General features: G+C 40.5%; 14 protein-coding genes. 3 read left to right on the top strand and 11 right to left on the bottom strand.

Annotated features, from left to right (window positions below):
• Positions 1-2 precede the first annotated feature (2 nt).
• From PQ460_RS01560 to PQ460_RS01535, 6 genes are all read right to left on the bottom strand, one after another.
• The gene (locus PQ460_RS01560; RefSeq protein ID WP_274171541.1) at positions 3-974 is read right to left on the bottom strand and encodes a Gfo/Idh/MocA family protein; all 972 of its coding nucleotides are present in this window, start codon (positions 972-974) and stop codon (positions 3-5) included.
• 215 nt (positions 975-1,189) lie between these two features.
• Positions 1,190-2,272 carry a Gfo/Idh/MocA family protein gene (locus PQ460_RS01555; protein WP_273614021.1) on the bottom strand — a complete coding sequence of 361 codons (1,083 nt, stop codon included), beginning with the start codon at positions 2,270-2,272 and terminating at the stop codon, positions 1,190-1,192.
• 169 nt (positions 2,273-2,441) lie between these two features.
• Positions 2,442-4,715, bottom strand: coding sequence for a helix-turn-helix domain-containing protein (locus PQ460_RS01550; RefSeq protein ID WP_274171540.1), 2,274 nt, complete (start codon positions 4,713-4,715; stop codon positions 2,442-2,444).
• A 135-nt stretch (positions 4,716-4,850) separates the two neighbouring features.
• Positions 4,851-6,101, bottom strand: a complete 1,251-nt coding sequence (locus PQ460_RS01545; RefSeq protein WP_274171539.1) for an MFS transporter — start codon at positions 6,099-6,101, stop codon at positions 4,851-4,853.
• A 21-nt stretch (positions 6,102-6,122) separates the two neighbouring features.
• Complete coding sequence (locus tag PQ460_RS01540; RefSeq protein ID WP_274171538.1) at positions 6,123-7,118, bottom strand: ROK family protein; 996 nt, start codon at positions 7,116-7,118, stop codon at positions 6,123-6,125.
• A complete protein-coding gene (locus tag PQ460_RS01535; protein ID WP_274171537.1) occupies positions 7,115-8,347 on the bottom strand; it encodes an ROK family transcriptional regulator in 1,233 nt (410 codons plus the stop codon). The genes PQ460_RS01540 and PQ460_RS01535 overlap by 4 nt, the downstream gene beginning before the upstream one ends.
• A gap of 246 nt (positions 8,348-8,593) precedes the next feature.
• On the opposite strand from PQ460_RS01535, the gene PQ460_RS01530 reads away from it, so the two are divergent.
• On the top strand, positions 8,594-9,100 hold the full coding sequence (locus PQ460_RS01530) for a Crp/Fnr family transcriptional regulator (protein ID WP_274171536.1): 507 nt from the start codon (positions 8,594-8,596) through the stop codon (positions 9,098-9,100).
• Positions 9,101-9,148: 48 nt separating this feature from the next.
• On the opposite strand, the gene PQ460_RS01525 is transcribed toward PQ460_RS01530, so the two are convergent.
• Positions 9,149-10,165 (bottom strand): PTS sugar transporter subunit IIC, encoded by a 1,017-nt coding sequence (locus PQ460_RS01525; protein ID WP_274171535.1) that lies wholly within the window; start codon positions 10,163-10,165, stop codon positions 9,149-9,151.
• A gap of 215 nt (positions 10,166-10,380) precedes the next feature.
• Positions 10,381-10,800 (bottom strand): FlxA-like family protein, encoded by a 420-nt coding sequence (locus tag PQ460_RS01520; RefSeq protein ID WP_274171534.1) that lies wholly within the window; start codon positions 10,798-10,800, stop codon positions 10,381-10,383.
• Positions 10,801-10,934: 134 nt separating this feature from the next.
• On the opposite strand from PQ460_RS01520, the gene PQ460_RS01515 reads away from it, so the two are divergent.
• Complete coding sequence (locus tag PQ460_RS01515; RefSeq protein WP_274171533.1) at positions 10,935-11,447, top strand: cupin domain-containing protein; 513 nt, start codon at positions 10,935-10,937, stop codon at positions 11,445-11,447.
• Here the strand turns inward: PQ460_RS01515 and PQ460_RS01510 are convergent, their stop codons facing one another.
• A complete protein-coding gene (locus PQ460_RS01510) occupies positions 11,448-13,499 on the bottom strand; it encodes a methyl-accepting chemotaxis protein (protein ID WP_274171532.1) in 2,052 nt (683 codons plus the stop codon). It lies immediately after the preceding gene.
• A 561-nt stretch (positions 13,500-14,060) separates the two neighbouring features.
• Between PQ460_RS01510 and PQ460_RS01505 the strand changes: the two genes are divergently transcribed.
• On the top strand, positions 14,061-14,225 hold the full coding sequence (locus tag PQ460_RS01505) for a hypothetical protein (protein WP_273614031.1): 165 nt from the start codon (positions 14,061-14,063) through the stop codon (positions 14,223-14,225).
• An 82-nt stretch (positions 14,226-14,307) separates the two neighbouring features.
• Here PQ460_RS01505 and PQ460_RS01500 read toward each other — a convergent pair whose 3' ends face one another.
• A complete protein-coding gene (locus PQ460_RS01500; protein ID WP_274171531.1) occupies positions 14,308-15,216 on the bottom strand; it encodes a serine/threonine protein kinase in 909 nt (302 codons plus the stop codon).
• Between the two features lie 35 nt (positions 15,217-15,251).
• Positions 15,252-16,301 (bottom strand): YcjF family protein, encoded by a 1,050-nt coding sequence (locus PQ460_RS01495; RefSeq protein WP_273614033.1) that lies wholly within the window; start codon positions 16,299-16,301, stop codon positions 15,252-15,254.
• Positions 16,302-16,309 lie beyond the last annotated feature (8 nt).

Genomic DNA, 16,309 nt, shown 5'->3' with positions numbered 1-16,309 from the left:
CTTTACAAGCTTACCGGACGATCTTCCGCTGCCGATTGATTAGACGCTTGTACCAGACGAGTAAGATCTACTGCGAGTCCGATATTTTCTGTTGCTTTGGTGCCATTTTGAATATGTGCTACCCATTGTTCAAAAGCAGTCTCACGATCTGCTGGTATCGTCACTTCTTGCCATGCTGTATCGTCTCCTGCACGCAACCATAATTTTTCATCATGCGTACTGTACAATACACTGCCGAGTGTACCATGTACTTCGATCACAAATGGAGAAAATTTATTCACAAATCCAGCTTCTACAATACCGACTCCACCATTGCTGTAACGGAATGTAGTGACTGCATTATCTTCTACTTCTTTGCCTGTCACATAACCATAATTAGCAGATACACTTTCAGGCATACCCATAAATAGACGCGCTAGATAGACAGGATGACAACCTAGATCGATCAGTGCGCCACCACCACATTCTTGTTTGCCAAAAAAGTGATCCGGTAACCAGCCTTGTGTAGCTCCATCATGAGATAGACGGGTACGCACCAGTGTTAATTCGCCCAATACTTTATCTGCTAACAATTGCTGAATCGCCAGCGTATAGCCTGCATTTAAGCGTGGTAAAGATACGGTTAATGTTACATTATGTTTGTTCACTGCTTCAATAATTTGCTCCACTTCATCATTGGTTGGAGCGATAACTTTTTCGGTGAAAATATGTTTGCCTGCTTCTGATGCATGAATCATTACATCACGATGCATAACAGTAGGAGTTGTGATCACTACACCATCAATATCAGGATTGGCAAACAGTTCATGCAAGTCTTCATAAAACGGAACACCGAGTTCTTCTGCTTTTTTCTGACCCCGCTCTGGAATCTCATCCCATACTGCAACTACTTCGGTATCTGGATGATTTAACGTATCGTTAGTGTAGTCCTGTGCGTGTACATGCCAATAACTTAATATTGCTACTTTGATCATGATTTTCACTCCCACTGTATAATGATTGTACTTTAAAATAGTGACACTCTACCGACAAAATATCATATTTTAGACAACATTTGAAATGAATTAAAATGACATCCCAACTATAAAAAAGCGACACATTATAAATTGGAAAAGATTGCAAAAGAAAAAGTGACTCCTGAGGTGGAATCACTTTTTATACCATTAGATTCAATTCTGATAGCTGAAGATTAGAAATAGACCGTTTGCCCTGTCTCCGCAGATGTATAAATCGCTTCTAAAATCTCGGATACCACCAAAGCTTGTTCTGGCGTTACAACTGGCTCTGTATCATTAATAATCGCTTCCATCCACAGACGCATCTCCATAAATTCAGGCTTTTCATCATGATCTGAACTATAAAAGGCTACACCACTACCGCCTAGTTGCAGTTCTTTCACATATAAATTGCCTAAATCTTCACCATTGATATGCAATCCATCATTCATATCTGCACCTGCTTTGGTTCCGCACAGTGTACATTTAGCTTCATCCGGATGACGTACATTCAGCGCCCAACTAGCATCAATCGATATTGTTGCACCGTTTTTCATCGTAATAAATCCGAATGCTGAATCTTCCACTTTGAATTTTTCAGGGTCCCACGGGCCCCATGCATTCGCAGCGTTAGGTGTCTGAGAAAGCTTATGATAGACCGATCCAGTCACCGAATGAACTTCGTAATTGTTAAGCATCCAGAGGGTAAGATCCAGCGCATGAGTTCCGATATCGATCAATGGCCCTCCGCCTTGTTTGTCTCCATCCAAGAATACGCCCCATGTCGGTACAGCGCGGCGGCGAACCGCATGAGCTTTGGCATGATAGACTTCTCCCAGATCGCCACGCTCACATAATTGCTTGAGCATTAGGCTATCTGGACGATAGCGATTATTATAACCTACTGTTAACTTTTTACCGGTTGCTTTGGAGACTTCTAACATTTTGCGAGCATCTGCGGCTTTTTTCGCCATCGGCTTTTCGCTCATTACATGTTTGCCTGCTTCCATCGCAGCGATCGCAATTTCAGCATGAGCATCATTGGGTGTACAGACATGAATAACTTGAATATCGTCACGCTTCAACACTTCACGATAATCTTCATAGACTTGCGCATCTGCTGTACCATATTGTTCAGCAAGTGCTTGTGCTTTTTCAGGAATAATATCGCAAAATGCTACCACATTGACATAATCGAGATTCGCTAGTGATGGTAAATGTTTTCCTTGTGCGATTCCACCACATCCGATAATACCTACATTGATGATCTGTTCCATGTGCTTTACCCTCCGTATACGCTAGTCATTTACTGTAACTTGAAGTCATTTTAACATGTCAGTATTCAAATCATACAACAAGATTGCGACAGCATTACTTCAAAAAAGCGACATATTTGCAGATGCTATTTATGGCAGTGTATATGATGCTAGCTGGTCAAAAGTGACATTACTTCGACTCATACGAAGCAGGCTTCATTTTGAGCTTACGGTAGTCACCGGGCGTCACACCAATAATGCGTTTGAACACACGTCCAAATGTAATCGAGTTGGCATATCCGACTTGAATCGCTATATTCTGAATCGTATCCTCTGTTGAAGATAGTAATTCTTCTGCACGACGAAGGCGAAGTTGTACTAGAAAATCTATAAATTTGATATCCAATTCCGCTTTGAATAAATGGCTCACATGCTTGGGCGTAACATTAAATCGTTCACTCAAATGATTTAGCGATAAATCTGGATTAGCAAAATGATCTTCGATATACGATTTCATTTCACCGATCAATGCATGATAATTGGTCGATTCTCCTGCTTCTACATAATGAGCATAGACCTGATCCAAATATTGATGCAATGCATGGTATACTTCTTCGATCGTTTCCGCTTCTGCAATCGATTCAATCGTCCAATTGGCGGTATCTCCGGTTAACAAAAGATCCAGTGGTTCAGACATTCCTTCCAATTCACGACTTAACATTTGTAAAAGCGATAACACAAGTGAGCGAATACTTTCATCACGCAATGGCTCATTTTCTGCACGATCCAACATCTGCTTCAGATGATCTCGCCATACCTCTTGAGTCAGACGAAATGCTTTGACCAGATCAGCGATATTTTGCAAATAACGATAACTTTCCTGCTCACGACCTTGAGGAAGATCGCTGTACATCACTATGCCATCTCGTCCCAGTGTCAGACTATAGCCTAACGATTGCAGAGCTGATTCATAGGATTGATGCACTTCTGAGATATCATGAACAGTCACGCCTGTACCCAGTGTAATCGTCAAATGTAAATTATGTTCAACCCATTCCCGACTATTAGCAGCTAAAGCAAATAAACGCCGATTCCATTGCCGTTCTTCTTCATCTATGCCATAAATAATAATACCGGCACGACGTACACTGATCCACTCCGACCATCCTTGCAATCCTTCTTGCTGTACCAGTTCTTGAAAAACATTGGTCAGTGCCAATTTGAGCGTATTATGTTCTTGCACATTTCCTTTTTCACGAAAAGCGTCATAGTCTTTGATCTCTGCTACAATCACTGCATAATAAGGCACTTCTGTATACGAATCGGTATGAATCGAAGCAGGAACATACTCGTTGAAAATATGTACATTATGCAGTTCCTGTTGCATACTTTCAGGATATTCGCCTTCGATCCAATTCATAAATAAGCGCCGACGACGAATAAGAAGATTCTCATGATGTTGTTGTTCGTAATCAATCGTCTGTTCAATCAGACTTTCCAGAGCATGATCGATCAACGATAACTCATCTTTACGTGTCGATTCACCGCCCAATTGAAGCGATTCGATTCGTTCCATCATCACTTGAATGGGCTTATAATTTTTGCGTGTAATATAGATAATATAGACAATCGATACCCCTACGACAAATATCCCAATCAATATCCAGATATACGAGATAACCGATACCCATGCAAATAATTGCCCGGCACGAATCCCACTTTCAAATGTCCATCCTAATCGATCTGAATGCAGAGTTGTGAGCGTTTTGCCATGTTCTGCCTCGCTGAGAGCGGTAGCAGGATAAATCGGTAACCCTGAAGCATCATGTACTTCAAGAAAAGACACTTGTGGATTGAACATCGATGCGATTGTCTGTTGCATCGCATATACACTAATATTGATCACCACTAACCCTTGATCGCCAAAAGGTAACGGCACACGTTTATACATCGTAATCACTTGTTGCTTGGGATCATTACTCATTTCGGCAAATAAGCGTACACTTGACCAACCCCGTTGTGCCGGTGCTTGTAACGCTTTCTGCACAAAATCACGATCAGCAAAAGCGCTTAATTCTTTAATCCCATGTAACGTTAAAATCCGCCGATCGGCATCCCGGTACATATAGATAGATGCAATCAGTTCATTATTATTTTCGAGCATCCGCAAGCGATCAATCGTCTGATACGTGACTGCTGTACGATCAGCCTGATCGTTATTCAGAAATAAACGATATACATTGGAGGTCTCCAGATCGCTTAATATATCCAGTTCCACTTCACTCACTGACCGTTCTAACGTATCTTTCATATATCCGGTAGAGATTCGATCCGCTTTGGCTGTTTCTTGACGTGAAATTTCATTAATGACTAGAAATGATAAAAAGATCAATATCGAGACGGTTAATAAAAAAATCGGAAAATACGATAGCAACAGACGGCGATACCAGTTTTTAAATAGCAAATGGTCCTCCCCCTTGAATGCTACTGACACAGACAATCTGTTGTGACAACATATCATAGAACATATATTTATTATTAGTTTACGCTTTTAGACGTTATTTGTTGAGGGTTATTTTAAAAATAAAATAATCATTGATTAAGATTGAGGAACAGAAGAGGAATAACGGCTCTGCACCGCTACATATAACAATAACAAAGAACCCAGTAAGGCACTAATGACGCAAGAAAGATTCATCGCTTGCGATCCGCCAAGCTCAAGTAAATATCCATTGAGCAAATTACCAATAATACCTGCTATCCCGACAAACACCATATTAAAAATACTTTGTCCGGTCGCTTGCATATGTTTGGATGTAATGCGTGATACATATTCTACTGCTGCAATATAAAAGAATCCGAACGATAAACCATGTAACAATTGTACAGCTAGCATAACCGATGGAACAGGAAATAACCACTGGATACCCCAGCGCAAAATATAAGCAAAAGCCGCTAACAGCAACATTTTCTCATGCCCGATCCGGCGAATCACTCTGGCGGCTATCAGCATAGATGGAATATTCGCTGCTGAAGCGATCAACAATCCTACTCCTGCCAGTTGAAGTGTACCTCCTGCATCTTGAAAAGACAGCACAAAATAAGAATTAAATGCTGTTAATGTCTGGTTCACCAGCAAGCTACCACCGAGGAAAAATAAAAATAAACGATTGGTTAATAATGTTTTGATTCCTGCACTAAGCGATTGATTGAGAATCCGGCTTTCATCTGAACGTCGTGGTAACGTGAATGCTAATATTGCCGCTAACACATTGAACAACATAAACGGAATCCAGATCAGTGATACATCATATTGACTGACATACAATCCGCCTAGATAACCTCCAACTGCTGTACCTGCACTACCAAGAAAACGGATCGCCCCATAGGTAGTATTGGCTTTTTGCGCGGCAACCAGTGCATACGAATCTGCCATAGGCGCCTGGGTCGCTGTAAATACAGTAGAGATCGTATAGACCATAATCAGAATGAGAAAGTACGGGCTTTGATACAAAATCGATAACAATCCTGGAATCGCTACACTTAACAGCAAAACCAATCTCATTTGTTGAAAACGGTCAACGATTAATCCCCATACTGGCTGTACCAGAATCGAGATAAACGTACCAATTGATAGCAACAAGCCGACCTGTCCACTTCCCAGCCCTCCACCTACAAGCATCGAAGATAAATAAGGATTAAATATACCTCCAGCTAGTCCTGCCAGCAAATAAAAGCTACGAATCCGTAGTAGTACATCTTTGGGTGATTGTTCCTCTGTCCATTGATCTGCTAGCCGCTTCGAGGAGTCCCGTATTCCTTTTAATTTAGCACTCCATATCGAGATCATCATGATCGGCTCCTTTTTGACCTAACGGCTATGTTTGTAGATTGCTAATGGATGATGTATTACACCATAGATAGCTCCAAGTGCACCCGCTGTATTGCCTAATACCGCAGGCACCAGTTGAGTCTGAATCGGGGTAAAATGACCAATCCGTTGATGTAATTGCTCAATATAATAAGAAGAATCCGCTACACCGCCACCAATAACGACACATTCTGGATTCAGTAACGAAATCATATTAGCTATTCCTGCTGCCATATAATCGATCGGTACAGTCATAATCTGCTGTGCATCGGGATGCCCTGCTTGAGCCAATCGCAATACATCTACAGCATTCACCTGCTCGATCTGACCGCCTGCATGTTCTACAATCGGATGAGTATGATCTGCTCCATGCTCGGTTAACCATTGTCTTGCGTATACACCAATGCCTGTACCTGACGCATGTGATTCGAATCGTCCGAACTCCTGACTATTCGCTGTGGCTGACGATACCTGTTCTGGCTGATGATCGACCACCAAATAAGAAACTTCACCCGCGGTATAATCTGCTCCACGAAACAATTGATGATGCAAAATAACAGCTCCACCGATTCCTGTGCCTACTGTGAGCATAATCAGATGCTTTTTCCCGATGCCTGCACCTTGCCAGTGTTCTCCAAGAGCCGCTACATTCACATCATTATCCAGATAAAGAGCACCCTCATAAAAAGGTTGAATCTGTTCTAGTAATGACACTCCATCTAACGGCAATGCAGGAATATGAGTGATAACACCTGTCTCAATATTGACTGCTCCCGGAAGTCCCATTCCTATCCCTTCAACATCTATTATCGTGCGATCGATCGTAGCCAGTAGCTGATCCACCTGTTCAAATAACAAAGCAAAAAAAGTTGACGGTTGCTCTGCTTGTATCGTAGGTTGTTTTTGTTGTGCTAGTATAGCTCCATTCCGATCTGTTACGATCATTAATGTTTTGGTTCCACCGATATCAATACCGATCATCAAGCCTACAGTCATTCTTTTTCCCCCTGCTCTGCAAATAACATTTTACCGCCAACGACTAACATATCTTCTCGTATATATTGAAATGCTCGATGAATCCCTGACCATGCGGCTCCTTGAATAACCCCTTTGCCAGTTAACATCGTTGTCGTTAAGTGAGGGCATACCGGAGCATACTGCTCCATCTGCTTCTGAATAGTAGGGATAAATACATCTGCATACTCTCCAATCTCACCACCAAATACAATCATTTCAGGTGCTAACATCGATGCTAGATTGATCAGAGATAGTGATAATTGTTGACCATATTGCTCGATAATCTTGTACGCATCAGCATTGCCTTGACGCGCTTGATTCATCAACATCTCTATATTCCAATGACGAATAGTATCTGCTGTGTCCGAATCAGAATGAGAGTCACTATACTGCTGAATAAGACGACGAATCCCTGCGCCACCGATCTGTTCTTCTAAGCGCTCATTATCTCCAGCCCGGGAAAGGCATCGTCCCATTTCACCTGCTGATCCAGATAACCCACGATATAATTTACTGTCGATCATAATTCCTGCACCGACACCTTCACCCAAAGACACATAGACCATATGCTCTACTGATTGAGCGGCGCCATATTCTTTTTCAGCGATAGTTGCCAGATTCACATCATTATCAAGTAGGATTTCACAAGGAAACAAAGAAGCTAAAGAAGAAGAGGATAATACCGAACGATATTGTTCAAATTGAGGAAGTAACGTATGAATCGTTCCATTTTCAGGATGTACTACTGCTGGAATCCCTGCTGACAAAAAGCGTACACGATCCCATCCGATATTTGCGTCTGCAATCAACCGATCCATATGCTGTTTGAGATGTTCTAACATATCCTGCCCGTTATACGAAGCATCAAGAGGAAAATGCCCTGTCTGAATAATATTCCCTGCTAGATCAGTTAATCCGGTGCGAATATAATCTGCTCCGATATCAAGTGTTACAATATAAAATACAGTCGGATTAAATGAAAGCAATTGCCCTTTGCGTCCCTGCTGATGGCTATCATCTTGTCCTATTTCTGCAATTAATTGATGTTGCAATAAATTCTGCACTGCTGAAGAGACGGTAGGCTTACTCAATCCTGTACGCCGACTAATCTCTGCTCGTGATAAGCTATCGTGTTGCACAATCACTTCCAAAATCAAATATTCATTCAGATTGCGGATCATTTGCGGATTGCCGATAGATAGTAACATGACATGCTCCTTTGAACTTTTTTTGTAATTAGTAAATGTTCTTTACTAATGAGTTGACAATAGTATACGTCGGCTTGAAGATGCTGTCTAGCGTATTTGTTAAAGATATTGTACGGTAATGAATATATTTTTTATGATATCGTTTGTACTCTTACTCGCCCTATACATATTTTCAAATAAAAAAGCTATTTCACTGCATCTATACAGTAAAATAGCTTTAGCAAACTATCGAAAAGAGGTTAAATGATGATTTTACATAAAGGTGAATTTTTGTTCCGCCAGGGAGAACATGGTGGACTTTATCATATTACAAGCGGACTTTTCAAAATTGTACGTCTGCATGAAGATGGCAATCATATTTTATTTAATATTATTGTGCCCGGTGAGACGATTCCGCATCATTCGTTAATTAGCCCGATGGCGTATCACGGTACAGCGATTGCGTTAACGACCAGTGAAGTCGAACTGATTCCTGCTACAGAATGGTATGCTCAATTGGAACGTGAACCGCTTCGCTACCGTGATATTGCGATACAACTGCAAGACAAACTGCGCATGATGCAACAACGGATAGATCAATTAACCCAGATTGCTCCAGCCGACAAATTGACTCATTTACAGAGCTGGTTCCAGAATTATCTAAGCGATATTCCGATTACTGATATTTTGACTCAAGATGAGATTGGACAATTAATCGGGGTACGACGGGAAACGGTAAATCGATTGCTGCGAGCACAGATCAAACATATATAATCAAATAGATCATGACAATCACATCAAATTCTACTTATCTGTTCACACCTATTGTACTTCCATGTGAAGATCACCTGTTTTGGCCCAGCCAATTTTTTTGAGTACATAATACAGCACCAACGTAATGATTGCTGGTAATAACACGCCGATCATGAGATAGATGATAAAGGCGCTTGCTCCTTGTGTTGCCAAAATATTTAACGGTGCAATCATCGAGTTCAAGCCTAATCCTGCTAATTCATACGAAGCTTGAAAATGGAATACCAGTGTTGCAATCGGAGCGCAAATGATAGCTGCGATAAACGTAGGTAACACCAACCGCGGATTTTTGACCAAATTCGGAAATTGTACTTTTGGCGTAACTAAAATCTGGGCTATAATTCCGCCTGCATCATTTTGGCGAGCAGACATTAATGTAAATCCAACAAACTGTACTGTACAACCAATCAATGCCGCTGCACTAGAGACTGGATCTAATTTCAAAGCAATCGCAATCGCTGCTGAGGATGCAGGAGACATTAACAATATACTCCATACTAATGAGATCGCCATCGAAGCCAAAATAGGAGAGCCCTGTACAGATTGAGTAATACCTGCGCTGATCGTAATCAACAATGGAGTCACTACTGCTGCCAGCCCTGCTCCGACCAAACCGCCGACAAATACAGCTCCTAACGGAATCGCCATCATATCAAGCTTGGTACGTCCGGTGATTCGCTTCCCTACATATGTAGCTACAATCGCTGCCAGTACAGCACTGATCGGTTGCCCGGGAACCAATGTCATGCCGCCTTCTACATTGAGATGAAGTGCTGCTCCACCGATCGTACTTGCGATCATCGCACTAAAAAGAACCAGTGTATTGCCACCCAATTGAAAAGCAATCCCTGCGCCTAATGCGGGAGCAAGCAATATTTTTGCAACCGATCCGATAGCGATCAGTGTGTCCCATCCAAGAAATTTACCAAATGTCTCGAAAAGTAATCCGATCCCCAGTGTAACGAGAACCGCATTTGCCATTCCTGCTGAAGCTTTGTACATCCGACTAACGACATATTCTTTCATTTGCTACATACTCCTCTGTGCTCCATGCGTGTAATGGTCAAACTGATTATTAGTTATCCTAACACTATCATTTTGATACTGTAAATCATATATTTTCAGAAATACCTATTTTCGATGAAAATGTTCATGATGTTGCAATTCATTTCAGCAGTGAATATCACAAAAAAAGCCATCCCCAAGGAAAGATAGCTTTTCAAAATTCAGATATACGTTTATTAGACAGTGATATCTAGCAATCCACCTACACCCATATCGGCTGTACTGCGTTTTGCTTTTTCTTCTTCTTGTGTTTTGCGAACAGCTTCTTGTACATCTTTGAGCGATTGAATCGCTGCTTTGGCTGTTGAACCGGTACTGCTTGTAGAATCAGTTGAATCAGTAGACGCTGTACCCGTATCTGACGAATCGCTACCACTTGACTTGGCACTCGCTTGAGCGATTTGGCGCTCGATTTGTTGAATCTGTTGTTGCACTTGTTTGATTTGTTGTTCGCTGTCTTTTTTATCTGTACTGCTTTGTAATTTGGTTAATTGTGCTTGTAGCGCTGTTTTTTGCTTTTCAAGTGCGCTCGTGTCTGTTGTCGTTACAGTAGAAGCTGCCTGGTAAGCACTTGATGTTACTGAAGAAATATTCATAGGTATTACCCCTTTGTCCGATAGATTACCCCTTTCTTGTTCATTATTCCCTGCATGTATTATCGGCAGTTTATGTCACTTTGTGTATAGTGATATTGTATATTTATACATATATTTAAGGAGGTTATAAAGATATGACTGATCATTCTGTCCAAACGTATTATTTTGAAGCGAATCATGGAATTCCCAATCATCCGACATTGCCTGTACTACTGTATCCACAAGCACTGCATGCTAAGCCGACAGATACTGAATCTATTTTCAATCAGAATCATTGGCTAAATAGCTGGACAAACGGTGTATTTAATTACCATCATTATCATAGCAATGCACATGAGGTATTAGGCGTGATCAGCGGACAAGTTACTGTTCAGCTAGGCGGAGAAGAAGGTCAATTATTCACCATGTATGCAGGTGATGTCGTTGTTCTACCTGCGGGTACAGGGCATAAGCGTATATCTGCTAGTCCTGACTTTCGCATTGTTGGCGCTTATCCTGACGGAATGTCTTACAATACTCACACAGCGACAGAAACAGAAAAAGAACATGCGACAGCTTTAGCTGAAATCTCGCATGTTCCTCTTCCGAAAATGGACCCTATATATGGATCACAAGGACCACTTTTACAATACTGGCATTCTGTCTAATTAGATTTTGAAGCGTTGAATCAATTGGTTCAGACGATCTGCACTATCATTTGTTTTCTTCGCTTCTTCTGCAATTTCATTCGCTTTGTGAACTACAACTGTTGTTTTGTCTGCAATCTCTTCTGTGCCTTCAGCAGACTCATTGTTAGAGATCGAAATTTCATTGATCGCTTGAGCTAGATTCTGTACAGAAGCACTTAATTGTTCACTGGTTGCGCTAAATTCAGACACCATACGGTCAATATACGTCGCATCATTCATATACGATTCGCTAGTTTTGTTCATCATTGCATAATCTTCTGAAATATTGCCTGCTAGTAGACCGATTAGACGTTGTGTAAAGTGCTGTAAATTGCCTACAGAATCGGTTACGTTGTTCGTAATCACTTGAATCTGACCTACAGTGTCTTTAGAAGCATCCGCTAATTTGCGGATTTCTTCTGCCACTACAGCGAATCCTCGACCGGCTTCACCCGCTCTTGCAGCTTCAATCGAAGCATTAAGTGCTAGTAAATTGGTTTGTTTAGTAATCTGTAGGATCGAATCGCTTAACTCTTTGATAGTATCTACAGATTTGGATTGTTCTAGAGCTTCATTTAATCCTATTTTCACTTCTTCATAGACTACGCCAGTTTCAGCAACCGATTTTTCCAAAGCTACTTTGAAATCAGTCGCACGTTTACTAATAATATTTGCTTCTTCTGCACCTTCTTGCGCACCTTTAGCAATAGACTCAATTGCTTTTTCAAATTCTTCGGTTGACGCATTGATTTGTTGTGCAGAAGCGGCTGTTTCTTCCATACCAGCAGACATATTTTGAGTTGTTGCTGAGACATCATGCAACTCTTTGTCCATATCCATAAACATCGTATGCGCTGTATTACTTGCTTCTTTTAGCTTTTTCGATTCTTCGCTAACCGATTGAACCACTTGCTTGGTAAACTGGTGCATCCGGTTCATTGAACGAATCAGAACTCCTGTTTCACCTACACTATTTTCATATTGCATAGGCAATGTTTGCGAGTAGTCTCCTTGAGACATCATTTCTAATTGTTCGGAAGCTAGACGAATCGGTTTGACAATACTGCGTACGACCAGGAACAGAACTACCAAAGCAATCAGCAACGCAATAATCGTAATCACGATAATCGTTGTTAAAATGCTATATAGATCACTCATATAACTGCTAACCGGTAAGAACGTTACTACATTCATTTTAAGAACATCATCTTTTACAAATGAAGCTAGATAATGTACTCCATCGATCGTTACATACCCTGTACCATTTTCAGCAGTCGTAATATTTTGCAGACCATCTTCATTATTCAATTTCGTAAAGTCTGTTTTGAGCACTTGATTCGCATCTTGTGAGGCGATAACTACCCCTTTATCATTGGTCACGATAGTACTGATCGTTTGTTCTTTTTCTTTTTCAGTAATGCCGTCTAGCAATATATTGATATTCAGTGGAAGAGCAAATACGTTTAACACTTTATTGGTAGTCGGGTTTTTGACAGGTTCGACAACTACGATAACCGGGTTACCGGTAACTGGTGAAATCTGAGTATCCGATACCATTGGATTGCCACTTTCTAGCACTTTTTTGTACCACGGTGAAGTCGAGATCAAGTCGGTACCTTGAGATTTTCCAGCAAGACCATCCAAGAATACTTTGTCTTGATACGAGAAAAATATATTCTCATACAATCCATTTGAATTTTGCAATTTTTCATTAAGGTTGCTTTGAATACGATTGAAGTTAGTTGTATTCACTACGCCTGTTGCGGTAAGATTTTGAAAAAAGTCGACATTGTAAATTTCTTTAGCGATTGAGCTAGCTAATGTCTGTTGAGCTGCTACAGCCATTTGAAGTTCAGTAACTTTCTCATTAGCTACACGTGTTAATGAATTGGTGTTCATCGACTCATACGAACGAGTGGTCATAATTCCTACAGTAACAATAGAAACCAGCATAGACAATATAATACATACAGCAGCAATAGATAATATCCGCGAGAACAGACTCCCGGTTATATTTCGAAATAATTTCATAGTAATGATTAACTCCTCTTAATATAAATTCTGATTGATACTCTATGTGACTAACGACAGGTGATTAAATCACTAATTAAAAGACTAATTTAGCCTTTTATAGAATAATAGACTAATAATAATACTTTTTTCGACATTTAATAATCTATTAGGATTAGTTCTTAATAACTATATATATTTTAATATATACTTTTTTTCGACATTTGAATCACTATTGTTTATATTTTTTTCTAATTTAATTCATAAAATTAAATTTTGCGTGACTTAATTTTTATGTAACTTCTTTTATAAAGGGCTTACATAATATAGAAAATACAACAAACCGTTGTTACAACAACGTTTTGTCCACATGTAGATATTGTGTCGTTCTCGTAGCAATTGCTATAAAATTTAGAAACCTTATCGTGTATCTTTCGTAAAAAGGAGAGATGAAGAGGAAAAACAACGATTTTTAATGCAGATATGTTAAACGTTTATCATGCCATATGACCTACTTCATCTTTATTCACGTGACAGCAATACAAATAATAACCAAAAAAGCACATAAGGGAGCTAACAATTATGGGTATTCTGAAAAGTATTATCAAGCAAATCATTTCATCTAAAAAAAATCGTCGTCGTTCGTATAGCAGTAGTGATCGTTATCGTCGTGGAGGATTCCACAATCAACATGGACGTGGTCATTATCGGGGGAAGCGTTCCTCTAGTTCGTACAGCAGTAGCTAATACCGCTATCATGTTCTTATGTATATTCAGTTATCTTCACATCACAAATATCCCGCTCAGTCTATCGTAGATACATCCGATATTAGACTGGCGGGATATTTGGGTATATGCTGTTGTTAGTAGGTAAAGATTCCAAATCTGTAATAATCCGATCGATATCTTGCACAATCTCATCAATATGCTGATACGGTTGCTCTGGCGCTACCAAAAGCATTTTACGAATCATCTGATGTGTACGTGGATGAAGTTGTAATTCCTCTTCCCAGCTACGTTCTTGACGATCTATTAGTGAAGAATGTGAATTCCCCTCTTCTTCGTAGCTATAGAGAAGAAATAATAACAAATGCCCTAATCCGTAAAAATCACTCGTTACATCTAGTGCGCGTCTAATCCGCTTTTCTTCCTGATCGCCACTCACCAGTTCATCGAGCAGAGCGACATCTGCTGTTCCTTCTCCTTGTTGCCACATCAATCCTAGATCGATCAAATAGACTTTATGTTGATGATAGATCACATTGGATAGACTAATGTCTCGATGTACCCATCCTTGTTGATGAATCACTGTTACAACCTCTACTAATTGCTTGATCCATTGTAACGATTGAAGCTCTGTAAAGGTAAGCCCCTCTTCAAAAATCCACTCACCTAAATTATGACCCTCAATATATTCCATCACCAGACAATGATAATGATGATACTGAAATGTATCTAGCAATGACGGAATACTAGGATGATCTATTGCACTCATCGCTCTGCATTCACGTTCATAGATCAATTGTGCTCGCACATGACCTCCACGCAAAGGATACACTCTTTTCAAAACACAGGTCTGCGCGGTCTGGATATCTTCACATAGATAAGTGACACCATAGCTACCTTTGCCCAAACGACGGCAAATCTTATAGCGCTCATGAATCAACTGCCCTTCGGCAAAGTGTCGTTCTTGAATCCAGCGCATCATATGCCCTTGTATGCGTTGTAATGCCTTCAATACATTATCCAGCCTTTCGATTCACATCATTATCGTTACTTGGGATCATCTAATGATGTGATTTGAGATACATCTTGTTTTTTGGTACGTTCGCGGAATTTTTTATATAATCTGCCTACCGTTTCGGGAGTCACTTCGATATTGCGTTCATATGCGTATTTGACAGAATACCCGAGTGCCAGTGTAATTGCACCTGCTACCCCTGCTCCGGCTACAGAACCTGCTCCAGGGAAGATTTTGAGCACTTGAGCAAATAAGCTTTTGCCTAGATTACCCACAATAGCGGTGATCACAATTTCTTTAGCCGTTTCCCGACTAATCGGCTTGTTGTATAGTGCAGCTAATCGAGTTAACAGACCTATCTGAATAGCAGTGATCGGAATAATATCAGCACCCGGAATCGGTGCCGCTCCTACCGCCCCCGCCGAAGTAGCCGCGCCAATAATCCATTTGTTGGCGGTTGACGACTTTTCTTTGATCGTACGGGCGAATAAAATGTCTTTACTTTTTTTTTTCAACAAATCCAATATACTATCACGTAGTGTATCGATATTTTGTCCGGTACGTGAAGACACAGGAATCACTTGATATTTATGACCGGTTTCTTGTTGAATACGACGAACCAGACGATCAATCTCATCTGCCGCATCAATTTTGTTCAGTACAATAATAATGTTGCTATTGATTTTTTCTAACGCTTGTAACGAATTTTTTTCAGCTTCCGAGTAGACCGTTCCTGCGGCATTGAGGAAAAAAAGAACTACATCTGTTTTGCGATAGTATTCACGGGTAACCGCAGAATTGCTTAGATTCACATCATTCAATCCCGGTGTATCGATAAAAATAATTTTTTCCCGATAAGCATAAGGCTTAATTTCTGTAGTCTCTCCAGGTTCTGCCCCTACACCTGCGACCTCTTCGCCTACAATGCGATTAATAGTAGAAGATTTCCCTGCATTTACATCCCCGATCAAAGCGATCAATACTTCATCTTTCATCTGGCGGTTGATCTCATCCATTTCTTTGTCGAACGCTTCATCTGCTGTTTTGCGAATCGTTGCTTTGAGCTGTTCATTCGTACTCATCGTGTGCC

The sequence above is a fragment of the Paenibacillus sp. KACC 21273 genome (assembly GCF_028736095.1).
Taxonomy (GTDB): Bacteria; Bacillota; Bacilli; order Paenibacillales; family Paenibacillaceae; genus Saccharibacillus; species Saccharibacillus kyungheensis.
Note: the sequence above shows the minus strand (reverse complement) of the source record. Positions and strands in the feature narration are given on the sequence as shown.